This window comes from Paraburkholderia sp. HD33-4 (genome assembly GCF_021390635.1).
GTDB lineage: Bacteria > Pseudomonadota > Gammaproteobacteria > Burkholderiales > Burkholderiaceae > Paraburkholderia.
This window is the reverse complement of record NZ_JAJEJS010000001.1, coordinates 2,487,100-2,512,815: the sequence shown is the minus strand read 5'-3', so window position 1 is coordinate 2,512,815 and position 25,716 is coordinate 2,487,100. Positions and strand designations below refer to the sequence as shown.

General features: G+C 65.3%; 23 protein-coding genes. 8 read left to right on the top strand and 15 right to left on the bottom strand.

All coding sequences use genetic code 11. The features are described 5' to 3' along the window. Positions 1–29 precede the first annotated feature (29 nt). The 12 genes from L0U84_RS11105 to L0U84_RS11050 form a co-directional block, all read right to left on the bottom strand. Positions 30–836, bottom strand: a complete 807-nt coding sequence (locus L0U84_RS11105) for an SDR family oxidoreductase (RefSeq protein WP_233849852.1) — start codon at positions 834–836, stop codon at positions 30–32. 51 nt (positions 837–887) lie between these two features. After that, the gene (locus L0U84_RS11100) at positions 888–2,045 is read right to left on the bottom strand and encodes a C40 family peptidase (protein WP_233849851.1); all 1,158 of its coding nucleotides are present in this window, start codon (positions 2,043–2,045) and stop codon (positions 888–890) included. 211 nt (positions 2,046–2,256) lie between these two features. After that, positions 2,257–4,101: a PhoH family protein gene (locus L0U84_RS11095; RefSeq protein WP_233849849.1), complete on the bottom strand. Its 1,845-nt coding sequence runs from the start codon at positions 4,099–4,101 to the stop codon at positions 2,257–2,259. A 355-nt stretch (positions 4,102–4,456) separates the two neighbouring features. Further along, positions 4,457–4,918, bottom strand: coding sequence for a peroxiredoxin (locus tag L0U84_RS11090; protein ID WP_233849847.1), 462 nt, complete (start codon positions 4,916–4,918; stop codon positions 4,457–4,459). Between the two features lie 174 nt (positions 4,919–5,092). Next, positions 5,093–5,986, bottom strand: coding sequence for a polysaccharide deacetylase family protein (locus tag L0U84_RS11085; protein ID WP_233849846.1), 894 nt, complete (start codon positions 5,984–5,986; stop codon positions 5,093–5,095). Positions 5,987–5,996: 10 nt separating this feature from the next. Then, positions 5,997–7,043: a bifunctional UDP-4-keto-pentose/UDP-xylose synthase gene (locus L0U84_RS11080; protein ID WP_233849845.1), complete on the bottom strand. Its 1,047-nt coding sequence runs from the start codon at positions 7,041–7,043 to the stop codon at positions 5,997–5,999. Then, on the bottom strand, positions 7,040–7,969 hold the full coding sequence (locus tag L0U84_RS11075) for a formyltransferase (RefSeq protein WP_233849844.1): 930 nt from the start codon (positions 7,967–7,969) through the stop codon (positions 7,040–7,042). The genes L0U84_RS11080 and L0U84_RS11075 overlap by 4 nt, the downstream gene beginning before the upstream one ends. Beyond that, on the bottom strand, positions 7,966–9,009 hold the full coding sequence (locus L0U84_RS11070; protein ID WP_233849843.1) for a glycosyltransferase: 1,044 nt from the start codon (positions 9,007–9,009) through the stop codon (positions 7,966–7,968). The genes L0U84_RS11075 and L0U84_RS11070 overlap by 4 nt, the downstream gene beginning before the upstream one ends. A gap of 6 nt (positions 9,010–9,015) precedes the next feature. Further along, positions 9,016–10,167 carry a DegT/DnrJ/EryC1/StrS family aminotransferase gene (locus L0U84_RS11065; protein WP_233849842.1) on the bottom strand — a complete coding sequence of 384 codons (1,152 nt, stop codon included), beginning with the start codon at positions 10,165–10,167 and terminating at the stop codon, positions 9,016–9,018. 176 nt (positions 10,168–10,343) lie between these two features. Next, complete coding sequence (locus L0U84_RS11060) at positions 10,344–10,715, bottom strand: SMR family transporter (RefSeq protein ID WP_233849841.1); 372 nt, start codon at positions 10,713–10,715, stop codon at positions 10,344–10,346. 24 nt (positions 10,716–10,739) lie between these two features. Further along, entirely contained in the window at positions 10,740–12,581 is a 1,842-nt protein-coding gene (locus tag L0U84_RS11055) for an ArnT family glycosyltransferase (RefSeq protein ID WP_233849840.1), read from the bottom strand. A gap of 119 nt (positions 12,582–12,700) precedes the next feature. Beyond that, positions 12,701–13,075, bottom strand: coding sequence for an Mth938-like domain-containing protein (locus L0U84_RS11050; protein ID WP_233849838.1), 375 nt, complete (start codon positions 13,073–13,075; stop codon positions 12,701–12,703). A 456-nt stretch (positions 13,076–13,531) separates the two neighbouring features. On the opposite strand from L0U84_RS11050, the gene L0U84_RS11045 reads away from it, so the two are divergent. The 6 genes from L0U84_RS11045 (at position 13,532) to moaE (ending at position 19,989) form a co-directional block, all read left to right on the top strand. Continuing rightward, positions 13,532–14,779 carry a pyridoxal phosphate-dependent aminotransferase gene (locus L0U84_RS11045; protein WP_326491169.1) on the top strand — a complete coding sequence of 416 codons (1,248 nt, stop codon included), beginning with the start codon at positions 13,532–13,534 and terminating at the stop codon, positions 14,777–14,779. Positions 14,780–14,880: 101 nt separating this feature from the next. Continuing rightward, positions 14,881–16,212 carry a homoserine dehydrogenase gene (locus L0U84_RS11040; RefSeq protein WP_233849834.1) on the top strand — a complete coding sequence of 444 codons (1,332 nt, stop codon included), beginning with the start codon at positions 14,881–14,883 and terminating at the stop codon, positions 16,210–16,212. Positions 16,213–16,220: 8 nt separating this feature from the next. Continuing rightward, a complete protein-coding gene (thrC, locus tag L0U84_RS11035) occupies positions 16,221–17,672 on the top strand; it encodes a threonine synthase (RefSeq protein WP_233849832.1) in 1,452 nt (483 codons plus the stop codon). A gap of 251 nt (positions 17,673–17,923) precedes the next feature. Further along, positions 17,924–19,159: a molybdopterin molybdotransferase MoeA gene (locus tag L0U84_RS11030; RefSeq protein ID WP_233851999.1), complete on the top strand. Its 1,236-nt coding sequence runs from the start codon at positions 17,924–17,926 to the stop codon at positions 19,157–19,159. Between the two features lie 45 nt (positions 19,160–19,204). Further along, positions 19,205–19,462, top strand: a complete 258-nt coding sequence (gene moaD / locus L0U84_RS11025) for a molybdopterin converting factor subunit 1 (protein WP_027197565.1) — start codon at positions 19,205–19,207, stop codon at positions 19,460–19,462. A 50-nt stretch (positions 19,463–19,512) separates the two neighbouring features. Beyond that, positions 19,513–19,989 (top strand): molybdopterin synthase catalytic subunit MoaE, encoded by a 477-nt coding sequence (gene moaE / locus L0U84_RS11020; protein WP_233849830.1) that lies wholly within the window; start codon positions 19,513–19,515, stop codon positions 19,987–19,989. Positions 19,990–20,062: 73 nt separating this feature from the next. On the opposite strand, the gene L0U84_RS11015 is transcribed toward moaE, so the two are convergent. Then, complete coding sequence (locus L0U84_RS11015) at positions 20,063–20,617, bottom strand: group III truncated hemoglobin (RefSeq protein ID WP_233849828.1); 555 nt, start codon at positions 20,615–20,617, stop codon at positions 20,063–20,065. Positions 20,618–20,869: 252 nt separating this feature from the next. Here L0U84_RS11015 and L0U84_RS11010 point away from each other — a divergent pair, with 252 nt between their 5' ends. Both L0U84_RS11010 and clpB read left to right on the top strand, forming a co-directional pair. Beyond that, complete coding sequence (locus L0U84_RS11010; RefSeq protein ID WP_233849826.1) at positions 20,870–21,400, top strand: Rrf2 family transcriptional regulator; 531 nt, start codon at positions 20,870–20,872, stop codon at positions 21,398–21,400. A gap of 169 nt (positions 21,401–21,569) precedes the next feature. Then, positions 21,570–24,167: an ATP-dependent chaperone ClpB gene (clpB, locus tag L0U84_RS11005; RefSeq protein ID WP_233849824.1), complete on the top strand. Its 2,598-nt coding sequence runs from the start codon at positions 21,570–21,572 to the stop codon at positions 24,165–24,167. Between the two features lie 181 nt (positions 24,168–24,348). On the opposite strand, the gene L0U84_RS11000 is transcribed toward clpB, so the two are convergent. Continuing rightward, positions 24,349–24,885 carry a YidB family protein gene (locus tag L0U84_RS11000; protein ID WP_442793992.1) on the bottom strand — a complete coding sequence of 179 codons (537 nt, stop codon included), beginning with the start codon at positions 24,883–24,885 and terminating at the stop codon, positions 24,349–24,351. Then, the gene (locus tag L0U84_RS10995; protein WP_233849821.1) at positions 24,885–25,475 is read right to left on the bottom strand and encodes a ComEA family DNA-binding protein; all 591 of its coding nucleotides are present in this window, start codon (positions 25,473–25,475) and stop codon (positions 24,885–24,887) included. The genes L0U84_RS11000 and L0U84_RS10995 overlap by 1 nt, the downstream gene beginning before the upstream one ends. Positions 25,476–25,716: the final 241 nt, after the last annotated feature.

The window sequence follows — 25,716 nt, the reverse complement described above, 5'->3', positions numbered from 1 at the left end:
CCCGCAGGCTGTCGCGTCGCTCGATCCGTTCAGATCAGCGGTGCGTTTGCGCCGTCCATCGGGATGATCGCGCCCGTCACATAGCTCGCGCGTCGGCTCGCGAGAAACAGCGCCACGTCGGCGATTTCCTCCGGCTTTGCATAGCGGCCGAGCGGCGTCTTGGCCTGGCCACGCGCGAGCGCTTCCTCATTGCCGATGCCTTGCTGCGCGGCCTCCAGCCGGACCGCTTCCTCGACCCGCTCGGTCAGCGTCGCACCCGGATTGATCGCGTTGATGCGGATGCCGTAGCGCGCGTAGTAGTGCGCGAGGCCGACGGTCGCGAGCATCAGCGCTGCGTTGGCGGCGCCGCCCGCGATATGAATGTCGCTCGCGACCTTGCCGCCCATACCGATGATATTGACGATCGTGCCCGGCTCGGCGCCGCCGTTGGCTTTCGCGCGCTCGGCCATCCGGCGCAGCACTTCCTGCTGCGGGTAGATGTACGGGAAATACTTCGCTTCCATCGTCGCGCGGAATGCGTCGGCGTCGAGCGTCTCGGGGTCGTACCGGCGCGCGGCGCCGGCGCTATTGATCAGCACGTCGATCGGGCCCACCGCGGTGCTGACTTCCTCGACGATATCGGCGGCGCTGTGCGGCTCGTGCAGATCGGCGCGCGTGCGGTGCACGTGCAAACCTTCCTGTTTCAGCTGTTCGTAGGCGCGCGCCAGGTTGGCGGGGTCGCGCGACACGATCGCGACCTTCGCGCCTTCCTGTGCGAAGGCGCGCGCGCAGGCGAAGCCGATGCCTTTGCTGCCGCCGGTGATGAGCACCACCTTATTTTTGAGCCCGAGTTCCATGGTCGTTACCCGCCGTCGAAAGAATATCGATGACGATAGCAGATCACGGCGTCAGAAGTTGCCGTTCGCGAAACGGGCGATCGGGTCGTCGCTGCTTTGCGTCGGTGCGGGCACGCCGTGTGAAGCCGCCGACGCACGCATCAGCTGCACGGCGCCAGTGCCTTCGGTCGGCTGCATCTGCCGCGCCTGACGTTCCGCGATGGAAGCGGGCGGCGGCGGTTCGAATGCGTCGGCGGCGGCGTCGATTGGGTCAGGTGCAGTTTGCGGGAGGGAGCGGCCGGTCGTCGCGGACTGCATTGGTTGAGCGGGTGAGGGAGCGCCGCTGTCATAGGCGCTCGCCTGAGTTGCCGGGACCACCGCCGCTGTCACGGCGCCTGCCGAACGTGCCTGCAGTTGGGCGGCGCCCAGGCCCGCCGGTGGCGGCTCGAATTGATCGGTTTGCGCAACGGGCGTGCCGCCGCCTGCATTGCCCGCCGGGGTCGTGCTCGCGACCGGCCGGGCTGGTGCGATCGACGGCGCGCTGGACATCGCCGTCGTGCCTGCGTAGGTCGACGCGGCCGGAACCGCCACGGTGGTTGCCGCGCCCGTCGCCGTCGCTGCCACCGCAGCACCCCGCTCGGTCTGCGGTGCCGCCGCCTGATAACTCGGCGTATCGAACGGCGCCGGCGTAGCCGCTGGTCCCGCCATCCGGCGGATGCCGTCGAAGCGCTTCGCCCAGTAGGGATTGGTCAGATAGTCGAGCCGCACGGTGCCGCCCGTCGATGGCGCGTTGACGAAGCGCAGCTTGCCCACATAGATGCCGACGTGCGAATGCGCGCGCCCCGTCGTGTTGAAAAAGATCAGATCGCCGGGCGCGATTTCGTCCGGTTCGATCGACTCGCCGCGCCCGCTCATCTCGGCCGTCGTGCGCGGCAGGTTCACCGATGCCGCGCGCAGCACTACGTACCGCACGAGCCCGCTGCAATCGAAGCCGCTGTCGGGCGTATTGCCGCCCCAGCGGTAGGGCACGCCGACGAGGCTCATCGCCTGGATCGAGATTTCCTCGCGGCCGATACTGTGATCGACGAAGTGGGGGAAACCGGGCGGCGGCGCGTGATAGGCGCCGTTCGCGACGACGATGCCGCCGGAGCCGCGCGAGCTCTTCTGCGGCGCGCCGGCGCAAGCGGCGAGCAACAGGACGGGCAGCAGCGATAGGGCGAGTCGACGCATGAACACGGCACGGGCGGTAAGCGCCCATTTACTCACTGACGATGTCGGGATGGTAGCCGCCCAACAAGGCTGCCGCAAGAATTGTTGATAAATTACTTGAAGTTTGTGCGCTAAGTGTTGCCGGCGTGGAACGCAAGGGCGATAAAAAAGCCGCGTCCGGAACGAACCGGACGCGGCTTGCGATGGAACGGCCGGAAAAACCGGCGAACGCCTAGAGAATCTCCGACGCGTAGTCAGCGAGGCGCGAGCGCTCGCCGCGCGCGAGCGTCACGTGTCCGCTGTGCGCCCAGCCCTTGAAGCGGTCGACCACGTAGGTCAGGCCCGAACTGCCCTCGGTCAGGTAAGGCGTGTCGATCTGCGCGATGTTGCCGAGGCAGATGATCTTCGTGCCCGGACCCGCGCGCGTGACGAGTGTCTTCATCTGTTTCGGCGTCAGGTTCTGCGCCTCATCGATGATCAGATACTTGTCGACGAACGTGCGTCCTCGCATGAAGTTCATGCTCTTGATCTTCAGGCGCGAGCGGATCAGCTCCTGGGTCGCGGCGCGGCCCCATTCGCCGGCAGCGTCGTCGGTTTTCTGCAGCACTTCGAGGTTGTCGTCGAACGCACCCATCCACGGCTGCATCTTTTCCTCTTCGGTGCCCGGAAGGAAGCCGATGTCTTCGCCGACCGGCACCGTCGCGCGCGTCACGATGATCTCGTTGTAGCGCTTGTCGTCGAGCACCTGCGCGAGGCCCGCCGCAAGCGCGACCAACGTCTTGCCGGTGCCGGCCTGGCCGAGCAGCGTGACGAAGTCGATTTCCGGATTCATCAGCAGGTTCAGCGCGAAGTTCTGCTCGCGATTGCGTGCCGTGATGCCCCACACGTTGTTCTTGTGGTGGCCGTAGTCACGCAGCGTTTGCAGCAGCGCGGTCTTGCCGTTCAGCTCGCGCACAAGCGCATGGAACGCGGGCTCGCCGTTCTGCGGCTCCAGATAGACGAACTCGTTGACCAGCATCGACGCGCACAGCGGACCCGTCACCCGGTAGTACGTGGTGCCGGTTTTCGTGTCCTGCCAGCTTTCCATGCCCTTCGCGTGCCTGGTCCAGAAGTCCTGCGGCAGCATCCGGACGCCCGTGTACAGCAGATCGCTGTCCTCGAGCACCTGGTCGTTGAAGTAGTCTTCGGCGGGCAGACCGAGCGCATGCGCCTTGATGCGCATGTTGATGTCTTTCGACACCAGCACGACCTGGCGATCCGCGCGATCGCGCTGCAACGCGCGCACGACGCCGAGGATCTGGTTGTCGGCCTTGCCTTCGGGTAGACCTTCGACTGGCTCGATCGCGGTCAACTTGGTCTGGAAGAACAGCCGTCCGGACGCCTCACGGCTGCCCAGACGCGCGAGCGAAATGCCGTCGGTTATGTCACCCGCGTTCGCGACGAGCGCGTCGAGCGTGCGGCTCACCTGACGCGCGTTACGCGCGACTTCCGACATTCCCTTCTTGTGGTTGTCGAGCTCCTCCAACGTCATCATCGGCAGATAGACGTCGTGCTCCTCGAAGCGGAACAGGCAGCTCGGATCGTGCATCAGCACGTTGGTGTCGAGCACGAAAAGTTTTTGCACCTCGGCTGGCGTGGCGCTCGTGCCGCGTTTCTTGCGCGTGGTGGCCGGGGCTGCCGCGGCGGGCGCCGCTGTTTCGGCCGAGGGGCGTTTCGCGGCAGGCGCGCGTGCGACGACCGGCTGCGCTTCGGCCGCGTCGGCTTCGAGCTGCGGGCGCGCGGACGGAACCGGCTGTAGCAGCGCGGCGGTCTGTTTGGTCTTGCGGCCGCGCGCCGGCGCGGGTTGCGCGGCGGGCGGCGACTCGACGGCGCGCACGGGCCGCAGAGTAGTGGCGGCGTTGGCGGCATGCGCCATCGGGGTGGCGACATTGGCGCGGCCGTAATCGGCCGACTCTGCGGATTCCCCTTCACGCGCCTGTTTTTTCGCGGTGGAGCGCCCGGGCGTGACGGCTTTGGCCTTGTATTCGTCAGGCGACAAAAGATTGCCGAGCTTGCTGGGGGGAGTAGGCAAAGGCATGGTTTCCCTCGAAATGATCGGGTCACATATCGTGCGCCGCCCGTCGCATTCTGACGATGTCCTGATGGGACACCCAGTTTGCGCGAGGAGGCGCGCATTCGGTCTAGAGATGCCGGTTCGCCTGGTCTTCGATAGGCTCCTTGACGGAAACGCGCGAACCAGTGAACGAGCGGTCGCGCGCAATTAAAAAAGCCGCCGCCCCGGCATTCGGGGCAAGCGGCTCGACGATGATGCTCTCATTGCGCCTCACGCTCCGAACGGCACCGGTGAATCCGGTCAAGCGGCCGTCAGGGCTGGCGCAGCGGAGAAAAATGTGGGGTGGACAGGCACTCATTGCGGCCCAATATAACGCGCATCAAAGCGCTTGTACAGCCTCCAGAATGTCGTCGACGTGGCCCGGCACTTTCACGCCACGCCACTCCTGGCGCAGCACGCCATCGGCGTCGATGAGGAACGTGGAGCGCTCGATTCCCCGGACCTCTTTGCCATACATTTTCTTCATTTTGATGACGGAGAAGAGGGCGCACAGCGCTTCTTCCGGATCGGAAATCAGCGGGAAGGGCAGTTCGAGCTTGGCCTTGAAGTTGTCATGCGAACGCAGGCTGTCGCGCGACACGCCGAGCACCTCCGCGCCTGCCTTTTTGAACTTCGGATAAAGATCGCGGAACTGCAGCCCTTCGGTCGTGCAGCCCGGCGTGTTGTCCTTCGGATAGAAATACAGCACCACCTTCTTGCCCCGCAGCTTTGACAGCGTGATCTCGCCGCCCGTCGCGGCGGCGGTGAAGTCGGGGATGGGTTGGTCGACTGCGATGGACACGGGGTTCTCCGGTTGTTGGGGCCGGCGTCGCTAGGTGCCGCGGCGTCGGCCGGTCTGTCGTCGAGGTTGTTGTTGTTCGGGGACACGGACGGCGCGCGGCCTGGCGGTTCTCGCGCAGCAGCGGCGGCAAGCAGACAGCAAGCCGCGTGCTCGCTAACACCGCGCCGCAGCCCTTCAGGGCTGGACGATCAGTTCGCCTGAGCGCCCGGGAATCTCGCCCCACGTAACAGGGTACGATGGCAGCGTGTCGCGGTCTAGCGTGGCGTAGTAATCGCCCATCGTTGCGAACGTGTGGCCTTGCGCGCGCCAGCCTTCGAGCAACTGTTCGAATACCGGCGCGAGCTTCTGTCCTTCGAGTTCCGCGTGCAGCGTGAACACCTGGTCGTGCGGATTTTTTTCGGTTTGCTTCAGCATCCAGGCGGCGACGTTGTGCGTGTCGACACCGTCGACGCCGAGTACTTCGTCGAGCGTCGGCAGCGTGGTCGGCATCTGCACGTGCGTCAGCGTCTTGCCTTCGACCACCGGCAGATAAGGCGAGTGGCCGCGGCCGTCGGACGCGTAGCGCATGCCCCACGCGTCGATCTGCTCGAACGCGTGGCCGTTCATCTGCCAGCCCGCCGCGCCGTGCGTGACGGGCGGCGCGCCGAATACCTCGATGAACCGCGCGTGGCTCTGCTGCATCTGCGCGACGGTCCATGCGCGATCTTTGGCGCGCACGTTGTCCTGCCAGTACACGTGATCCCACGTATGGATGCCGCACTCGAAGCCGGCTTCGTGGATCGCGCGCATCTCGGCCGCGGCCTTCGCGCCGATATCCGGACCGGGCAGCAGCACCCCGTACATCAGTTGCTTCACGCCGTAATGCTCGACCACCGACGTGCGCGACACCTTCTTCAGAAAGCCCGGCCGCAGCACGCGGCGCATCGCCCAGCCGGTGTGGTCGGGCCCGAGGCTGAACAGGAAGGTGGCGCGCGCCTTGAAGCGGTCGAAGATGCGCGCGAGGTTCGGCACGCCTTCGCGGGTGCCGCGCAGCGTGTCGACGTCGATCTTCAGGACGATGCGAGCCAAGGACGGGCCCTTACTGCTGTTCGACGAGTGCGCGGGCTTCCGCGACGTGGCCGCGATACGCCTCGAAAATCTTGCGCAGCGCTTCGTCGAAGGTCGACGTGGGTGCCCAGCCGAGTTCCTGCTTCGTGTTGTCGATCTTCGGCACGCGGTTTTGCACGTCCTGATAGCCGTTGCCGTAGTAGGCGCCCGACGAAGTTTCGACCAGTTGCACCTGCTTGGCCTGGTCCGCGTATTCGGGGAATTCGGCCGCGAGCGCCAGCATCTTGTGCGCGAGCTCACGCACCGAGAAGTTGTTGGTCGGGTTGCCGATGTTGTAGATCTTGCCGGTGGCGACGCCGTTCTTGTTCTCGATGATCTTCATCAGCGCGCCGATGCCGTCGTCGATATCCGTGAACGCGCGCTTCTGCGCGCCGCCGTCGACGAGGCTGATGTTCTCGCCGCGCACGATATGGCCGAGGAACTGCGTGACCACGCGCGAGCTACCTTCCTTCGGCGTGTAGATCGAGTCGAGGCCCGGGCCGATCCAGTTGAACGGACGGAACAGCGTGAAGTTCAGGCCTTCCATGCCGTAGCCCCAGATCACGCGGTCCATCAGCTGCTTCGAGCACGCGTAGATCCAGCGCGGCTTGTTGATCGGGCCGTACGACAGCTGCGATTCTTCCGGATCGAACTGCTCGTCCGTACACATGCCGTAGACCTCGGAGGTCGACGGAAACACGAGATGCTTGCCGTACTTGACGGCCGAACGCACGATCGGCAGGTTCGCCTCGAAGTCGAGTTCGAACACGCGCAGCGGCTGCTTCACATACGTTGCGGGTGTGGCGATCGCGACGAGCGGCAGAATCACATCGCACTTCTTGATGTGGTATTCGACCCACTCCTTGTTGATCGTGATGTCGCCTTCGAAGAAGTGCATCCGCTCATGATTGACGAGGTCGCCGAGACGTTCGGTCTGCATGTCCATCCCGAACACTTCCCAGTCGGTCGTTTCGAGAATGCGTTTGGACAGGTGATGGCCGATGAAGCCATTCACACCCAGAATCAGGACTTTTTTCATGAATGAGATTGGATGAGCTGGGCGAATTTCGCCGGACTGACGGCAGTCTCGCCGCCGTCGTGCTGGTGCCGCAATTCGTGGATGTTGATCGCGCGGCCGTCGCCGCAGATCGCGAAAACGGCATTATCGCTTACGTGCAGGCCCGGGGGCAAATCCGAGCGGAGCGCGCCGGGCGCGGCGAGCCGCGCGCGCGCGACGATGAAACGCTGGCCGTTCAGATCGGCGAAAGCGCCCGGATACGGCGGCGCGACCGCGCGGATCAGGTTGTAGACCTGCTGCGCGGACTGGCTCCAGTCGATGCGGCCGTCTTCCGGCTTGCGCCCGCCGTAGTAGCTGCCGTGCGCGAGATCGTTCGGCAGATGCGGCGCCTCGCCCGCGAGCAGTGCCGGCAGCACGCGCCACAGCGTCTGCTCGGCGGCGACCGTGACCTTGTCGAAGACCTGAGCGGCGGTGTCATCGGGCAGGATCGGCACGGGGGTTTGCGCAATGATCGCGCCCGCGTCGGGCTTGGCGGCCATTTCGTGCAGCGTCGCGCCGGTTTCGCTTTCGCCGTTGAGCACCGCCCAGTTGGTCGGCACCCGGCCGCGATACTTCGGCAGCAGCGAGCCGTGCATGTTGTAAGCGCCCCGAGCGGCCATCGCGAGCAGCTCGAGCGGCAACATGTGGCGGTAGTAGAACGAGAAGATGAAGTCCGGCCGTGCGGCGCTCACCGCGGCGCGCAGTTCCGGGCTCTTCGGATCGGCCGGCGTGACGACCTCGATGCCGTGCTCGGCCGCCACCGATGCCACGCTGCCGAACCAGATGTTCTCGTTCGGGTTGTCTTCGTGCGTGACGACGAGCGCGACGTCGACGCCACGCGCGAGCAGCACCTGCAGGCACCGCACGCCGACGTTGTGATACGCGAATACGACGGCGCGCGGCTTCATTGCGTGCGCCCCTGATCGCCGACCGGCACCGGCTGCACGCCTTGCACGACAGTCTGACGCGGCGCTTCGGCAATGGCCGCGCCATCGCGTTCTTCGAGAATGGTTTGCACCAGATAACGCGGCCGCGCACGCACCTGCTGATAGATCCGGCCGATGTATTCACCGAGCAGGCCGAGCGCGAAGATGATCACGCCGAGCATGAAGAATGTGATAGCGAACAGCGTGAACACACCCTGAACTTCCGCGCCGATGACGAAGCGGCGAATCAGCAGCAGGACGAACAGCGCCGCGGACCCTATCGACAGGATCACGCCGATGAACGACAGCCATTGCAGCGGCACCACCGAGAAGCCGGTGACGAGGTCGAAATTCAGGCGGATCAGCGAGTACAGCGAGTACTTCGATTCGCCGGCGAAGCGTTCCTCGTGCGCGACCTCGATTTCCACCGGATTCTGCGCGAACGTGTACGCGAGCGCCGGGATGAACGTGTTGATCTCGCCGCAGCGATTGATCGTATCGATGATATGACGGCTGTACGCGCGCAGCATGCAGCCCTGGTCGGTCATCTTGATGCGCGTGATGCGCTCGCGCAGATGGTTCATCGCGCGCGAGGCCTTGCGGCGCCACAGGCTGTCCTGGCGCTGCAGGCGGATCGTGCCGACGTAGTCGTAGCCCTCGCGCATCTTCGCGACGAGCTTGCCGATTTCCTCGGGCGGATTCTGCAGGTCGGCGTCGAGCGTGATGACGATGTCGCCGCGCGACTGCTCGAAGCCCGCGAGGATCGCCATGTGCTGGCCGTAGTTGCCGTTCAGCAAGATCACGCGCGTCGTGTCGGGGCGCGCGCGAAACTGCTCGGCGAGCAGCGCCGCGGATTTGTCGCGGCTGCCGTCGTTGATGAAGATCACTTCATAGCCGGTGCCGAGCGCGTCGAGCGCCGGATACAGGCGCGCGAACAGCGCGGCCAGTCCGGCTTCCTCGTTGTACACCGGGACGATGATCGACACTTCCGGTGCGACGGCGCGATGTTCCGAATAAGTCATGTCGGCTTACTTTCCGTAGGGTTCGCAAATTTCGTTGACCGCGCGGCACACGCGCTCGACGTCGCCTTCGTTCATCAGCGTGAAGAGCGGCAGCGTGACGGTGGTGGCGCCGAAGCGCTCCGCGTGCGGGAACATGCCTTCCTTGAAGCCGCGCGCGCGGTACAGGGAAAACAGGTGCAGCGCCGGGTAGTGCACGCCCGAGCCGATGCCGCGCTCCTTCAGTTCACCCATGAAACCGGCGCGGTCGATCGACAGTTTTTCGAGCGGCAGCGTGATCTGGAACATGTGCCAGTTGCTGTTTTCGAAGTCCGCGAACGGCAGGCCCACGCCGAGCTTCACGGCCGCGCCGCCCTCGAGGTGCGCGAAGTACGCGCGCGCGAGCTTCCTGCGCTGCGCGATGAAGCGCTCGAGATGCGGCAGCTGGCCGAGGCCGACGCGCGCGGCGACGTCGGTCAGGTTGTACTTGCCGCCGAGCACGTCGCAGTCCATGCCGTCGAAGCCGGTGCGCGTGATGCCCTGCAGCCGGTACTTCTGGGCGAGCACCGCTTCTTCCTCGTTGTTCAGCACGAGCGCGCCGCCTTCGATCGAGGTCAGGTTCTTGTTCGCGTGGAAGCTGAACGACACGATGTCGCCGAGCTTGCCGATGCGCTCGCCGTTCCAGGTGGAGCCGAACGCCTGCGCGGCGTCTTCGATCACGCGCAGCTTGTGCGCGCGGGCGATCGCGTACAGACGGTCCATGTCGACCGGCAGGCCCGACAGGAACACCGGCAGCAAAGCCTTGGTGCGCGGCGTGATGGCTTTTTCGAGCAGGTCGAGGTCGATGTTGCGCGTGACCGGGTCGATGTCGGCGAACACCGGCGTCGCGCCGGTTTCGAGGATCACGTTGCAGGTCGACACCCAGGTGGCCGGCGTCGTGATGACTTCGTCGCCGGGACCGACGCCGGCGATGCGCAGGCCGATTTCGAGCGTCGCGGTGCCGGAATTGAACGTGCGCACCGGGCGGCCGCCGCAGAACCCGGACAGCGCGGCCTCGAACTTCTGGTTCTGCGGGCCGGTGGTGATCCAGCCGGAACGCAGCACGTCGGCGACGCCCTGGATCGTTTCCTCATCGATCTCGGGTTTGACAAACGGCAAAAACGGGACTTGTGACTGGCTCATGAATGCATCGCTCGATTGAAAGGGGCGCAGCCCGACGGGCGCGAAGTAAACCACAAACTACGCGCAAACCCAAGCCCGCGGCTGAAAAAACGCAACCGCACAGCTTACCGCGGCCTACCTTACGGCAGGCTTAGGCGGCTCGTATGTCGCGCGGGTTCCTGCGCGAGGCGCCGCGCCTAGCTGCGCGTCAGTACGACCACGCCGAGGAGAATGATGCCGATGCCGACCAGCTTCTGCACCGACATCACTTCGCCGAACAGATACCACGCGGCGATCGCGTTGACGACGTAGCCGAGCGACAGCATCGGATAGGCGATCGACACGTCCACGCGCGAGAGCCCGATGATCCACACCACCAGGCTGATCACGTAGCAGGCGACCCCGCCGATGATCGGCGGCTGGGTCGCCAGCCTGAAGCCGATGGGCAGGATGTTCGCACGGGTGAATTCGAAGTGTCCAACGGCATTCGTGCCGGCCTTGAGCAGCAGCTGCGCGCCGGCGTTCAGCGTGACGCCGGCGAGGATGCAGAAGAGGGAAATCGGGTTCATCGAACGGTCAGGCTCTCGAAAGGGTTAGGGCTTGGGCGCGGAGGCGGGAGCCGCCGTGGCGGACGCCGCGGGCGGCGTCTCTGCGGCTGCCGAAGCGGCGGTAGCGGCGGAAGCGGACGCTGCCGTTGCGGCGTCGGCAGGGCCGGCGGCGGCCGGCGCCGCGTCGGCAAGCGGCTTCATCACCACCACGCGGCGCGGGTCGCGCGCGATCACCTGCATCGGCACGCCTTGCTTGACGAGGCGGTCGTAGGTCGGCGGCGGGATCAGCGCGAGCGCATAGCGATCGGCCTTCCAGCGCTCGATCCACGCGTCTTCCGTCGGCACCCATTTTTGCGGCTCGACGGACACGCCGAACGCGAGCTCGTCCGGGTGCGCGACCATGATCATCGTGTGGCCGATGTAGAACGGCAGCGTGTGGTCGAGCACGCCGACCGAGTAGAACGGCGTGTCGGGCGGCAGCTGCGCGAGTTCTGCCTTGATCGCGGGGGCGAGCGGCGCGCCGGAGCTCAGACGCCCGAACACGTCGTGGCCGGTGCCCGCGATCGTACCGAGCAGCACCCAGCCCGCGCCGAACGCGGCGAGGCTGCCGAGACCGACCCGCGCGTTGGCGCCCACGCCACCGTGGCCGCGGCGGTTCAGCCACAGCGCGAACAGCGTGAGCGCGAACGCGACGGCCAGCGCGGCGAGCACCCACACGCGGAATGCGACATAGAGCGCCGCCGGGTTGCGCGCGGTGCCGAAGCGCGGCAGGAACAGCGCGGCGAACGCGGCGACCACGAAAAACAGCGCGTAGCCCGCCAGATGGCGCCGGAACTGCTCGCGCGTGACGAGCGGCAGATACATGCCGATCAGCATCGCGATCGGCGGCGCGATCGGCAGTGTGTAGGACAGCAGCTTCGAGTGCGACGCGCTGAAGAACAGGAAAATGAAGACGATCCACGTGAGCATCAGCGTGACCGGCGCGAAACCGTTCGGCTGACGCGGCTGGCGCCACGCGTGTCGCACGCTTTGCACGGTCACCGACAGCCACGGCAGGAAGCCCACCAGCAGCACCGGCACGAAGTAGTAGAACGGGCCGGGACGATTCTGCTCTGGCGTCAGATAGCGCTGGAACTGCTGGACGATGAAGAAGAAGTTCAGGAATTCCGGATTGCGCTGCTGAACGAGTACGAACCACGGCGTCACGATCGCGAAAAAGACGATCAGACCGCTCACCAGATGCAGTCGCTTCCACAGCGCCCAGTCGCGCGCGATCAGCGTGTAGAGCACCAGCACCGCGCCCGGCAGGATCAGCCCGACCAGGCCCTTGGACAGCACCGCCAGCGCCATCGACGCCCAGCAGACCCACATCCAGCCGCGCGCGCACGATGGACGCAGGTTGGGGCGCTGCGCGAGCAGCAGCGCGCACAGCGTGAGCGCCATCCAGAACGACAGGCCCATGTCGAGCGTGTTGAAGTGGCCCATCAGATTCCAGTACGGCGAGCAGGCGAGCACGAGCGCCGCGAACACGCCGGTCGCCGCGTTGAACACGCGCGCGCCGGTGAAACCGATCAGCAGCACGCCGGCGAAGCCCGTCAGCGCGGTGTAGAGGCGCGCCTGCCATTCGCCGATGCCGAACCACGCGAACGTCAGCGCGTTCGCCCAGGTTTGCAGCGGCGGCTTCTCGAAGTACTTGTAGGCGTTGTAACGCGGCGTGATCCAGTCGCCGGTCAGGAACATTTCGCGCGCCATTTCGGCGTAGCGGCCTTCGTCGCTCGGCAGCAGATGGCGCCAGCCGAGCGGCACGAACCAGATCACGGCGAGAACCAGCACCAGCAACAGGAGCGCGGTGCGGTTGAGCGGTAGCCTCGACGGCGTATCGTTCATCAATTTCAACCCTTTTTGTTATCGACGGCGAGCGCACGGGCGCGGCGCGGGGGCAAGAACGGAGGGCGGCCGGGCGTCCCGGCGCGAGCCCGCGCGGGATGCGCCGGAGCCGGGCACGCTCAGGCTTCGATCAGCAACGCGGCCGCGACCTTGCGGCCCTCGGCCATCAGAATGTTGTAGGTGCGGCAGGCGGCCTTGAAGTCCATCGTTTCGACGCCGATGCGTTTCGCGGTCAGCGCGGCGGTCAGGCGCGGGTGCGGAAAGCGCAGCCGCTCGCCGCTGCCGAACACGACCACCTCGGGGGCGGCGTCGATCAGCATCGCGAAATGCTCGGCGCTCAACTGCTCGAACGACGAGACGGGCCAGGGAATGACCGGCGCGTCCGGCAGCACGAGAATACTGCCCGCGTGACGCACCAGATTGATTTCGACGTAGTCGGCGCCGTAGCCGGTAACGGTATTCAGCGCGCCGCTGGAATCCTGATGTAATTTCAAATTGGTTTTCCGAAGTCGTCGTGAGACGTCATGCGTGTTGCCGGCCTGGCTGCACGTCGCACAGACCGTCCGGTTCGACGCGTATGACACACGAAAAGGCCGAAAAGGCTTGCCGTTGCGGGTGGTGCATTGCGGAAGTCGGCCAAAATCCGCTAAATTATAACTTTTTAGCCGCCTTGCGGCGCCCCTCGCTCAAGCGCCGCCACAAGCCGCGCTGGGCGCACCGGCGTGGCCCACCGGCTACCTGTGTTGGCATCGCCCGCTTTCGCTGCGTTTTTTCCCGCGCCGGAACCCGGAAAGCTGCGGCCGCTCGACAGTTCGACCCCATTTCGCGGACGGCCGCCTTCGCCGGTGCCGCCGCGTCCGAATTCCCCGTCGCGGTGAATCTGAGCGGCCCGGCGTCGTCAGCCGGGCCCCGTTTGCCCAAGGTTTGCCCCAGCCATCAACCAGGATGAAGTGCCCGCCGTGAAACCGATTCTCAAATCCAACAAATTGTTGAATGTCTGCTACGACATTCGCGGGCCCGTCCTCGAACATGCGAAGCGGCTCGAAGAAGAGGGCCACCGCATCATCAAGCTGAACATCGGCAATCTGGCGCCGTTCGGCTTCGAGGCACCGGACGAGATCATTCAGGACATGATCCTGAACCTGCCCAACTCGTCGGGCTATTCCGATTCGAAGGGCGTGTTCGCCGCGCGCAAGGCGATCATGCACTACACGCAGCAAAAGGGCGTGCACGGCGTCGAGCTCGACGACATCTACATCGGCAACGGCGCGTCCGAGCTGATCGTGATGGCGCTGCAGGGCCTCGTCAACGACGGTGATGAAGTGCTGCTGCCGGCGCCCGACTACCCGCTGTGGACCGCCGGCGTGAGCCTCGCGGGGGGCACGCCGGTGCACTACATCTGCGACGAGTCGAATAGCTGGATGCCCGATCTCGACGACATCCGCGCGAAAATCACCCCGAACACGCGCGCACTCGTCGTGATCAACCCGAACAACCCGACCGGCGCACTGTATTCGGACGAACTGCTGCTCGGACTGATCGACATCGCGCGCCAGCATGGCCTCGTGATCTTCGCCGACGAGGTCTACGACAAGATCGTCTACGACGGCAAGACGCACACGTCGATGGCGTCGCTGTCCGAAGACGTGCTGACCGTCACCTTCAACAGCCTGTCGAAGAGCTACCGCTCGTGCGGCTATCGCGCCGGCTGGATGGCGATTTCGGGCCTGACTGGCGAGAACCGCCGGCTCGCGAAAGACTACCTGGAAGGGCTCGGCATCCTCGCCTCGATGCGGCTGTGCCCGAACGTGCCCGGCCAGTATGCGATCCAGACCGCGCTCGGCGGCTACCAGAGCATCAACGACCTGATCGTGCCGGGCGGGCGCCTGTACAAACAGCGCGAACTCGCCTACGACATGCTGACGGCGATCCCCGGCGTGAGCTGCGTGAAGCCGGAAGCGGCGCTGTACATGTTCCCGCGCCTCGACCCGAAGGTGTATCCGATCCAGAACGACCAGCAGTTCATCCTCGACCTGCTGCTCGAAGAGCGCGTGCTGCTCGTGCAGGGCACTGGCTTCAACTGGAAAACGCCGGATCACTTCCGCGTCGTGTTCCTGCCGAACGTCGACGACCTCGCGGATTCGATTAACCGGATCGCGCGCTTCCTCGATGGCTACCGCAAGCGTCACACAGCCTGAGCCGGGCTCGCGTACGATGTGGCGCGTGATGTGGCAAAAGAGGCGCGCCACTCCTGCCACCCCGACACCCTTTTCAAACCTCTACTAGAAACACACGCTGCATGGAACCGATCAAAGTTGGACTGCTGGGCTTCGGCACGGTAGGCAGCGGCACCTTCACGGTACTGCGCCGCAATCAGGAAGAAATCAAACGTCGCGCGGGCCGCGGCATCGAGATTGCGCGCATTGCCGTGCGCAACCCGGCCAAGGCGACCGCGGCGCTCGGCGGCGAAGCCGGCAGCGTCGCGCTGACCGATGACTTCAACGCGGTCGTCGACGATCCGTCGATCGCGATCGTCGCTGAAATGATCGGCGGCACCGGCATCGCGCGCGAGCTCGTGCTGCGCGCGATCAACAACGGCAAGCACGTGGTCACCGCCAACAAGGCGCTGCTCGCGGTGCATGGCACGGAGATTTTCGAGGCGGCGCGCGCGAACGGCGTGATGGTCGCTTTCGAGGCGGCGGTGGCGGGCGGCATCCCGATCATCAAGGCGCTGCGCGAAGGCCTGACGGCCAACCGTATCCAGTACATCGCGGGCATCATCAACGGTACGACGAACTACATCCTGTCGGAGATGCGTGACCGTGGCCTCGACTTCGCGACCGCGCTGAAGGCCGCGCAGGAGCTCGGCTACGCGGAAGCCGACCCGACCTTCGACATCGAAGGCGTCGACGCGGCGCACAAGGCGACGATCATGAGCGCGATCGCGTTCGGCGTGCCGGTGCAGTTCGAGCGCGCGTACGTCGAAGGCATCAGCAAGCTCGCCGCGATCGACATCAAATACGCCGAGGAACTCGGCTACCGCATCAAGCTGCTCGGCATCACTCGCCGCACGGATAAAGGCATCGAGCTGCGCGTGCATCCCACGCTGATTCCGGAAAAGCGCCTGCTCGCAAACGTGGAAGGCGCGATGAACGCGGTCGTCGTGCACGGCGACGCGGTCGGCGCGACGCTGTACTACGGCAAGGGCGCGGGCGCGGAGCCGACGGCTTCCGCCGTGGTCGCCGATCTGGTCGACGTGACGCGCCTGCACACGGCCGACCCCGAGCACCGCGTGCCGCATCTGGCCTTCCAGCCGGACAGCCTGTCGAACACGCCGATCCTGCCGATCGACGAAGTCACGAGCGGCTACTACCTGCGCCTGCGCGTCGCCGACGTGACCGGCGTGCTCGCCGACATCACGCGCATTCTGGCCGACAGCGGCATCTCGATCGACGCGCTGCTGCAGAAGGAATCGGAGCAGGTCGACTCCAATGGCAAGGGCGAAACCGACATCATCCTGATCACGCACATCACGGTCGAAAAGCAGCTGAACGCCGCGATCAAGTCGATCGAGGCGCTGAAGACCGTCGTCTCGCAAGTCACGAAGCTGCGCATGGAAGCGCTGAACTAGGCCGAACTATGAACTACCTCTCCACGCGCGGCGCCGGGGCCGGCGAGCGCCATACCTTCTCCGACATCCTGCTCGGCGGTCTCGCGAAAGACGGCGGCCTGTATCTGCCGGCCGAGTATCCGCGCGTCAGCGCGGACGAACTCGCGCGCTGGCGCACGCTGCCGTACGCGGACCTCGCCTTCGAGATCCTGTCGAAGTTCTCCGACGACATCCCCGCCGAGGATCTGCGCGCGCTGACGCGCAAGACCTATACGGCCGCGACCTACTGCAACGTGCGCGACGACGAAAGCGCCGCGCAGATCACGCCGCTGAAGACGCTCGGCGTCGAAGGAGGCGCGCCGCTGTCGCTGCTTGAACTGTCGAACGGGCCGACGCTCGCGTTCAAGGACATGGCGATGCAGCTGATCGGCAACCTGTTCGAGTACGCGTTGGCGAGGCATGGCGAAACGCTGAACATTCTCGGCGCGACCTCGGGCGACACTGGCAGCGCCGCCGAATACGCGATGCGCGGCAAGCAGGGCATCCGGGTGTTCATGCTGTCGCCGCACAGGAAGATGAGCGCGTTCCAGACCGCGCAGATGTACAGCCTGCAAGACCCGAACATCTTCAACCTCGCGGTGGAAGGCGTGTTCGACGACGCGCAGGACATCGTAAAGGCGGTGTCGAACGATCACGCGTTCAAGGCGAAGTACAAGATCGGCACGGTCAATTCGATCAACTGGGCGCGGGTCGTCGCGCAGGTCGTTTACTACTTCAAGGGCTACTTTGCCGCGACGAAGTCCAACGACGAGCGCGTGTCGTTCACGGTGCCGTCGGGCAACTTCGGCAATGTGTGCGCGGGTCATATCGCGCGCATGATGGGTCTGCCGATCGAGAAGCTCGTCGTCGCGACCAACGAGAACGACGTGCTCGACGAGTTCTTCCGCACCGGCATCTACCGCGTGCGCAAGGCGGCCGAGACGTATCACACGAGCAGCCCGAGCATGGACATCTCGAAGGCATCGAACTTCGAGCGCTTCGTGTACGACCTGCTCGGCCGCGATCCGGCGCGCGTGCTGCAACTGTTCCGCGACGTCGAGGAGAAGGGCGGTTTCGACCTCGCGGCCAGCGGCGACTTCGCGCGCGTGAAGGAGTTCGGTTTCGTGTCGGGCAGCAGCAACCACGACACCCGCGTCGAGACGATCCGCGACGTGTTCCAGCGCTACGACACGATGATCGACACCCATACGGCCGACGGCGTGAAGGTCGCGCGCGAGCACCTGCAGCCGGGTATTCCGATGATCGTGCTCGAGACCGCGCAGCCGATCAAGTTCGGCGAGACGATCCGCGAGGCGCTGCTGCGCGAACCGGAGCGGCCGGCGGCGTTCTCGGGGCTCGAGTCGCTGCCGCAGCGTTTCGAGGTCGTGCCCGCGGATGCGCAGCGGGTGAAGGACTTTATCGTCGCAAATACCGGCGAATAAGAGCGACCGGGACGCGTGAGCCGTTTTGCGGCTCACGCGGCATCCCGTGATGCGGTGTCGATTCACGGTAATCGACACCCACGCCCGCACCGGGAAAACCGCTGGCCGCATCCTCCGCGGCCATGCGTCGAAAAACACAAAAAACTCCCCATAACGCCCGGCCGCCCAGGCCAATGGCATCGGCCGCTACAATGTTCTTTTAACCTGCGGCTTCGACACTCCCGATGTCCACACCCACGCCCCGCGCCCCGATGCTCGCCACTGCCGATGCGCTGACGATCCTGCTCGACGCCGCGCGCCCGATCGACGGAATCGAAACGCTGCCGACGCTCGACGCGCTGAATCGCGTGCTCGCCGCCGACGTCACGTCGCCGCTCGACGTGCCGCCGATGCACACGAGCGCGATGGACGGCTACGCGGTCCGGATCGCCGACCTCGCGCACGGTAGCCGCCTGCCGGTCTCGCAACGCATTCCGGCCGGCCATGCGCCGGCGCCGCTCGCGCCCAACAGCGCGGCGCGCATCTTCACCGGCGCGACCGTGCCCGCCGGCGCGGACGCGGTCGTCATGCAGGAGCAGACCGAGGTGGCCGGCGACGAAGTGACTATCGTGCATCGTCCGCAGGCGGGCGAGTGGATCACCGCGCAGGGCGCCGACATTCGCGCGGGCTCGGTGATCCTGCCGGCCGGCACGCGACTCACGCCGCAGGCGTTGGGGCTTGCCGCGTCGGTCGGATGCGCGCAGCTCGAGGTGCGCCGGCGCGTGAAGGTCGCCGTGTTCTTTACCGGCGACGAATTGACGATGCCCGGCGAGCCCCTGAAGCCCGGCGCGATCTACAACTCGAATCGCTTCACGCTGCGCGGCCTGCTCGAAAAGCTCGGTTGCGACGTGACAGACTACGGCATCGTCGCCGATCAACTCGACGCGACCCGGGCGACGCTGCGCGAAGCTGCTCGCGCGCACGACCTGATTCTCACTTGCGGCGGCGTGTCGGTCGGCGAGGAGGATCACGTGAAGCCGGCGGTTGAGGCCGAAGGGCGTCTGTCGATGTGGCAGATCGCCATGAAGCCGGGCAAGCCGCTCGCGTTTGGCGCGGTGCGCCGTGGCGCGACCGGTGCGGGTGCTGCCAAGGGTGGCGAGCCGGCTGAAACGTTTTTCATCGGCCTGCCCGGCAATCCGGTGTCGAGCTTCGTGACGTTCCTGCTGTTCGTGCGTCCGTTCGTGCTGAGGCTGGCCGGCGCTCAGGCGGTCGCGCCGCGCGCGTTGTCGCTGCGCGCGGACTTCACGCAGGGCAAGGCCGATCGCCGCAACGAGTTCCTGCGTGCGCGCGTCAACGCGGCGGGGGGGCTCGATCTGTTCGCTAACCAGAGCTCGGCCGTGTTGACGTCGACCGTGTGGGCCGACGGCCTGATCGACAATCCGCCGAACCACGCGATCAGCGCCGGCGAAACCGTGCGTTTCATTCCGTTTTCCGAACTGCTGAACTGAGGCCGGTCAGCACGCGACGTGCGTGGCGGGACCGGTGCTATCCCGATGAAGATTGAACTCCGATACTTTGCGAGCGTGCGTGAAGCGCTCGATACGTCCGACGAAACCGTCGAGGTGCCCGACGGCATCGCGACCGTCGGCGACGTGCGCGCGTGGCTGCGCGTGCGCGGCGGCATCTGGGCGGAGACGCTCGCCGAAGGCCGCGCGCTGCGCATGGCCTGCAACCACGTAATGACCGACGCGAGCACCCGCATCACCGAGGGCTGCGAGGTCGCGTTCTTTCCGCCCGTCACCGGCGGCTGAGCCGCGCTCACGCGCATCGCGCCAGCAATAGAAGCCCTCAGGAGCCGTCCATGCCCGTTCGCGTCCAGACCGAAGACTTCGACCTCAGCGCCGAGGTGGCCGCGCTGCGCGCGCGCAATCCGAAGGTCGGCGCGGTCGCATGCTTCGTCGGCACCGTGCGCGACCTGAACGAGGGCAGCGCGGTCGAGACGATGGAGCTCGAGCACTATCCGGGCATGACCGAGAAGTCGCTCGAGGCGATCGTCGAGCGGGCGCGCGAACGCTGGCCGGGCATCGAGGTGCTGATCGTGCATCGCGTCGGCAAGCTGTATCCGCTCGATCAGATCGTGCTCGTCGCGACGACGGCGGCGCATCGTGGCGACGCGTTTGCGTCGTGCGAATTCGTGATGGACTATCTGAAGACCGAAGCGCCGTTCTGGAAGAAGGAGAAAACCGATGCGGGCGAGCGCTGGGTAGACGCACGCGTGACCGACGATGCGGCGCTCGCGCGCTGGGGCATCGAATCGGGAAATCAGACGGCGGAGTAGGCGGGCGGCGTGTGGCGCAGCGGCGAGGGCGCGTGCGGCGTCCTTGTGTTGGCGTGTCGGCGCCGAGCGACGTTCACTCGTCCCGTGAGCGTCCGATGATCGGCACCGGAAACGGCTCCCCAGCCGGCCGCGACCCATGCTCGCCAGCGTCGTCGGCATCGCCATCGCGCGGCCGACGCTTCGGCGCCACCCGCTCGAGCAGCGCCTGCTGCTCCGCCGGAATCTTGTAATCCCAGCCGAAACGGCTCAGTTGCAGACTCTGCGCGATCCGCAGCGCGGGTTCCATGAAACGGACCGCCGCGGCCGGCTGATAGCGCGATTCGACGGTATCGAGGAACAGATACAACCAGCGGCTGAAATGCTGCGGCTCGACGCCTTCGAGCGGCTGATGCGCCTGCTGCACGTTGCCGCGATACTGTTTCGCGCCGAGCACGAGGCTGCTCCAGAACGTGCACATCTTCGGCAGATGGTCGTCCCAGCGGCCCGCGAGCTTCGCGTCGAAGACCGGGCCGAGCAGCGGGTCGGCGCGCACGCGATCGTAAAATCCGTAGACGAGATCGCGGATATTCGCTTCGGTGGGTTCGGCCGCGCGCTCGACCGACGGCGCGGCGGGGAAAGACGGATTCATGCGGATTCCAGAAAAGTGCGGTTGCCGGTGGCGGTTGAACTGAGCCTCGAACCCCCCCTATTTCTAACAAACGGTTGACGCGGAAAAAGCTACTATTGCTATCCGAAACAGATTTGCAACGCGACTCGAGCAACGACGCCGCCAGCCAGTCATGTTAGGGCGCGGTGCTCGTTCACGGCAACCCTTGCGTCGTCACGGCTATCGGCACGTTCAAGGCGCTTGCTCGCGGCCTTTCACGCTATACCAGGACCTATGAGACTTACCGACTATACGGATTACGCGCTGCGCGTGCTGTTGTACCTCGCGGTGCGGGGCGACGGATTATCGACGATTCAGGACATTTCGCAAGCTTACGGCATCTCGAAGAACCATCTGATGAAGGTCGTGCAGCAACTCGGGGAACTCGGCTGGGTCGAAACCGTGCGCGGCCGCAACGGCGGGCTGCGGCTCGGGGCTCAATCGCTGTCGCTGACCGTCGGCGACGTGGTGCGAGTCACCGAAAGCGACTTTGCTCTCGTCGGCTGTCTGCCGGACCGGCAGGGTCAGCAGCGGCCTTGCGTCATCACGACGCAGTGTCGGCTGCGTGGCGCGTTGCAGGCAGCGAACCTCGCTTTTCTCGCCGAACTCGATCGCTTTACGATCGGCGACGTCGCGCAACCTCAAAGTCCGCTCGCGGCATTGCTGGGATTAGGCCCCACGATCCAGATGGTGCCGCTGCCGATTCCGGCGGCATCGGATAGCACGCGCAGCGGCAGTCCGGCGGCGCTGGATCACAAGAACTAGAACATCCGGCCGGCTCCGGGTGCGGAAACCCACCCAGCAGCGGCGCTGGGGAAGGATCGCGGCAGTTCTTGCGTTCAAATGTTAAATAGTTGCGATCGAGGCCAAAAAAGCGCTTGAAACCCCAATAAAACGCCTCATTTTGGTGGTAATCGAAATTGGAGGTCTCTTGATGAGAGTCGACAAACTCACCACTAAATTCCAGGAAGCGCTCGCCGACGCCCAGAGTCTGGCGGTTCGCCACGACAATCAGTACATCGAACCGGTCCACCTGCTTGCGGCACTCGTCGCACAGCAGGACGGTTCCGCTCGCTCGCTGCTGTCGCGCGCCGGCGTGCATGTGCAGCCGCTGCAAAACGCACTGAACGACGCGGTCACGCGGTTGCCGCAAGTGCAGGGTACCGACGGCAACGTGCAGATCGGTCGCGAATTGACCGGTCTGTTGAACCAGGCCGACAAGGAAGCGCAGAAGCTCAACGACACGTTCATCGCGAGCGAGATGTTCCTGCTGGCGGTCGCCGACGACAAGGGCGAGGCCGGCCGTCTCGCACGCGAGCACGGCTTGTCGCGCAAGGCGCTCGAAACCGCGATCGCCGCGGTGCGCGGCGGCTCGCAGGTGCATAGCCAGGACGCCGAAAGCCAGCGCGAAGCGCTGAAGAAATACACGATCGACCTGACCGAGCGCGCCCGCGCCGGCAAGCTCGACCCCGTGATCGGCCGCGACGACGAAATCCGCCGTTCCATCCAGATCCTGCAACGCCGCACCAAGAACAACCCGGTGCTGATCGGCGAGCCGGGGGTCGGCAAGACCGCGATCGTCGAAGGGCTCGCGCAGCGCATCGTCAACGGCGAAGTGCCGGAAACGCTGAAAAACAAGCGCGTGCTCTCGCTCGACATGGCCGCACTGCTCGCGGGCGCCAAATATCGCGGCGAGTTCGAGGAGCGCCTGAAGGCCGTGCTCAACGACATCGCCAAGGACGAAGGGCAAACCATCGTCTTCATCGACGAAATCCACACGATGGTCGGTGCCGGCAAGGCCGAAGGCGCGATGGACGCGGGCAACATGCTGAAGCCGGCGCTGTCGCGCGGCGAGCTGCATTGCGTCGGCGCGACCACGCTCGACGAATACCGCAAGTACATCGAGAAGGATGCCGCGCTCGAGCGCCGCTTCCAGAAAGTGCTGGTGGACGAACCGTCGGTCGAGGCGACCATCGCGATCCTGCGCGGTCTGCAGGAGCGCTATGAACTGCACCATGGCGTCGACATCACCGACCCGGCGATCGTCGCGGCGGCGGAGCTGTCGCATCGCTACATCACGGACCGCTTCCTGCCGGACAAGGCGATCGACCTGATCGACGAAGCCGCGTCGAAGATCAAGATGGAAATCGACTCGAAGCCCGAGGAGATGGATCGGCTCGACCGTCGTCTGATCCAGCTGAAGATCGAACGCGAAGCGGTCAAGAAGGAGAAGGACGAAGCGTCGCAGAAGCGTCTGCAACTGATCGAAGAGGAAATCGAGCGGCTTAATCGCGAATATTCGGACCTCGAGGAAATCTGGACCGCCGAAAAAGCGGCGGTGCAGGGCAGCGCGCAACTGAAGGAAGAGATCGAGAAGACGCGCGCGGAAATCGTGCGTCTGCAACGTGAAGGCAAGCTCGAGAAAGTCGCCGAATTGCAGTACGGCAAGCTGCCGGGTCTCGAAGCGCAGCTGAAGGAAGTCACGCGCGCGGAAGCGGAGGAGCAGAACAGCCCGAAGCGTCCGCGTCTGTTGCGCACGCAGGTCGGTGCCGAAGAAATCGCCGAGGTCGTGTCGCGTTCGACCGGCATTCCGGTGTCGCGCATGATGCAGGGCGAGCGCGAAAAGTTGCTGCAGATCGAGACGAAGCTGCACGAGCGCGTGGTCGGCCAGGACGAGGCGATCAACGCGGTTGCCGATGCGATTCGCCGCTCACGCGCGGGTCTGTCGGACCCGAACCGTCCGTATGGCTCGTTCCTGTTCCTCGGACCGACCGGCGTCGGCAAGACCGAATTGTGCAAGGCGTTGGCGTCGTTCCTGTTCGACTCGGAAGAGCATCTCATCCGTATCGACATGAGCGAGTTCATGGAGAAGCACAGCGTCGCGCGTCTGATCGGCGCGCCGCCGGGATACGTCGGCTACGAGGAGGGCGGTTACCTGACCGAGGCCGTGCGCCGCAAGCCGTATAGCGTGATCCTGCTCGACGAGATCGAGAAGGCGCATCCGGACGTGTTCAACGTGCTGCTGCAGGTGCTCGACGACGGCCGCATGACCGACGGCCAGGGCCGCACCGTCGACTTCAAGAACACGGTGATCGTGATGACCTCGAACCTCGGTTCGCAGGTGATCCAGTCGATGGTTGGCGAGTCGCAGGACGCGGTGAAGGACGCGGTGTGGGAAGAGGTGAAGCTACACTTCCGGCCCGAGTTCCTGAACCGGATCGACGACGTCGTCGTGTTCCATGCGCTCGATCGCTCGAACATCCAGTCGATCGCGCGGATCCAGTTGCAGCGTCTGCACGAGCGGCTCGCGAAGCTCGACATGCAACTGGTGGTGTCGGACGCGGCGCTCGAGCACATCGGCAAGGTCGGCTACGATCCGCTGTTCGGTGCGCGGCCGCTGAAGCGCGCGATTCAGCAGGAGATCGAGAACCCGATCGCGAAGCTGATTCTGGCTGGCAAGTTCGGTCCGAAGGATGTGATTCCGGTCGAAGTGGAGGACGGCAAGCTGCTGTTCGAGCGCGTCGTGCACTAAACGAGATGGCCTCGCGAGGCGACGGGACGGCGGCAGTCGAGCCGTTCCCGCCAACGTTAAAAAACCGGCAACGAAGCTGACTTCGTTGCCGGTTTTTTTCGTCCGCCGATTTCAAGCCGGGCGTTGGTGTCGCCGTCGAGCGGCAGCCGGAGCAGCCGTCGGCGGATCGCACACGGCGTGCTTAGGCGTTGCCCTTGTTGCCGAGGAGCGCCGACAGACCGCCGAGCGCGCCGAGCACCGTGGTCGAGTTCAGCTTGCCATCGGCCGGCACTTCGCCTTCCGGGGTGGCCGCGTTGACGACGTGCGGCAGGATCTGCGACAGCAGCCCCGTTACCTGATCCGGCTCTACACCGGCCTTGGCGGCGAGGCCGCTCACGGCTTCCGAGCCGAGCACGTTGTGCAGAGCGTCGGGTGCGATCGGCTGGTTTTCGCCGTTGCCGACCCACGACGACACGACGTCGCCGAGGCCCTTCTCCTGAAACCGCTGGATCAGGCCGTTCAGGCCGCCAGGCTGGTTGTTGACGAATTCAAGCGCGGCTGTGATCAGCGCTTGCTGGCCGCCGCCTTCTGGCGATTTGCCAAGCAGGGAACCGATAGTGTCGAGTAGGCTCATGACGGTCTCTCTTGAGTGCCGGCGCGTGCACGACGGCCGGGCGGGTGACGACGACGCGCGGTTGCGCGTCGCGGTGAAACGCGACGGCGGCAACTCCGCCGGCATCAGGCGCCGGACGCAGCCGCGGCGGATGCCGCCTTGCTCTTCTTCGCTTTCTTCTTCGAAGCCTTGGTGCCGGACGCGTCCGCCGGTGCGCTGGCTGCCGCGGCGGCCGGCGCCGAAGCGGCTGCCGCGTCGGATGCGGCGGCCTTGCCCTTCTTCTTCGACTTCGACGGTTTCTCGGCCGAGGCAGGGGCAGCCGCGGCCGGCGCGGTAGTCGCAGCCGGCGCGGGCGTTGCGGGCGCGGCAGTGGTGGTTGCGGCGGGAGCCGCCGGTGCCGTCTTGGTGGCCGACTTGGTCGACGTCTTCGCGCCGGTCGGCGGCGCCGACGAGCCGTTGACCGTCAGCCCGGCCGCCTCGAGGTTCTCGACCGATTTCTGGCCGAGGCCCTTCACGCGCGCGGCGAGATCGTCGGCGTTCTTGAACGGGCCGTTTTTGGCGCGTTCGTCGATGATCGCTTTCGCATGCACGGGGCCGATGCCCTTGACCGATTCGAGCGCGGCCTGATCGGCGGTATTCACTTCCACGGCCGCGGCAAAGCCGGCCGACAGCGACAGAACCACAGCGACGCAAAGCATGAAAAGCTTCTTCAGCATGGCAAACACTCCATTGAGGGCAAAAAGTTAGCCGGGAACGGACGACGCATCCTGTCTGCGGGCGCTGCGTTTAAGCATAGGACAAATCGCAGGCCCGATTTGAGATAGCGGACGATTTATACCGATCGATTGATGACAAGTAAATCAGGTCGGACAATATTTAAAACTTTTAGCGGCATGCAGTGCCGGTGAATTTACCGGTTATATCGGTCGATATCGGTCGCGATAAATCGTCTGCGAT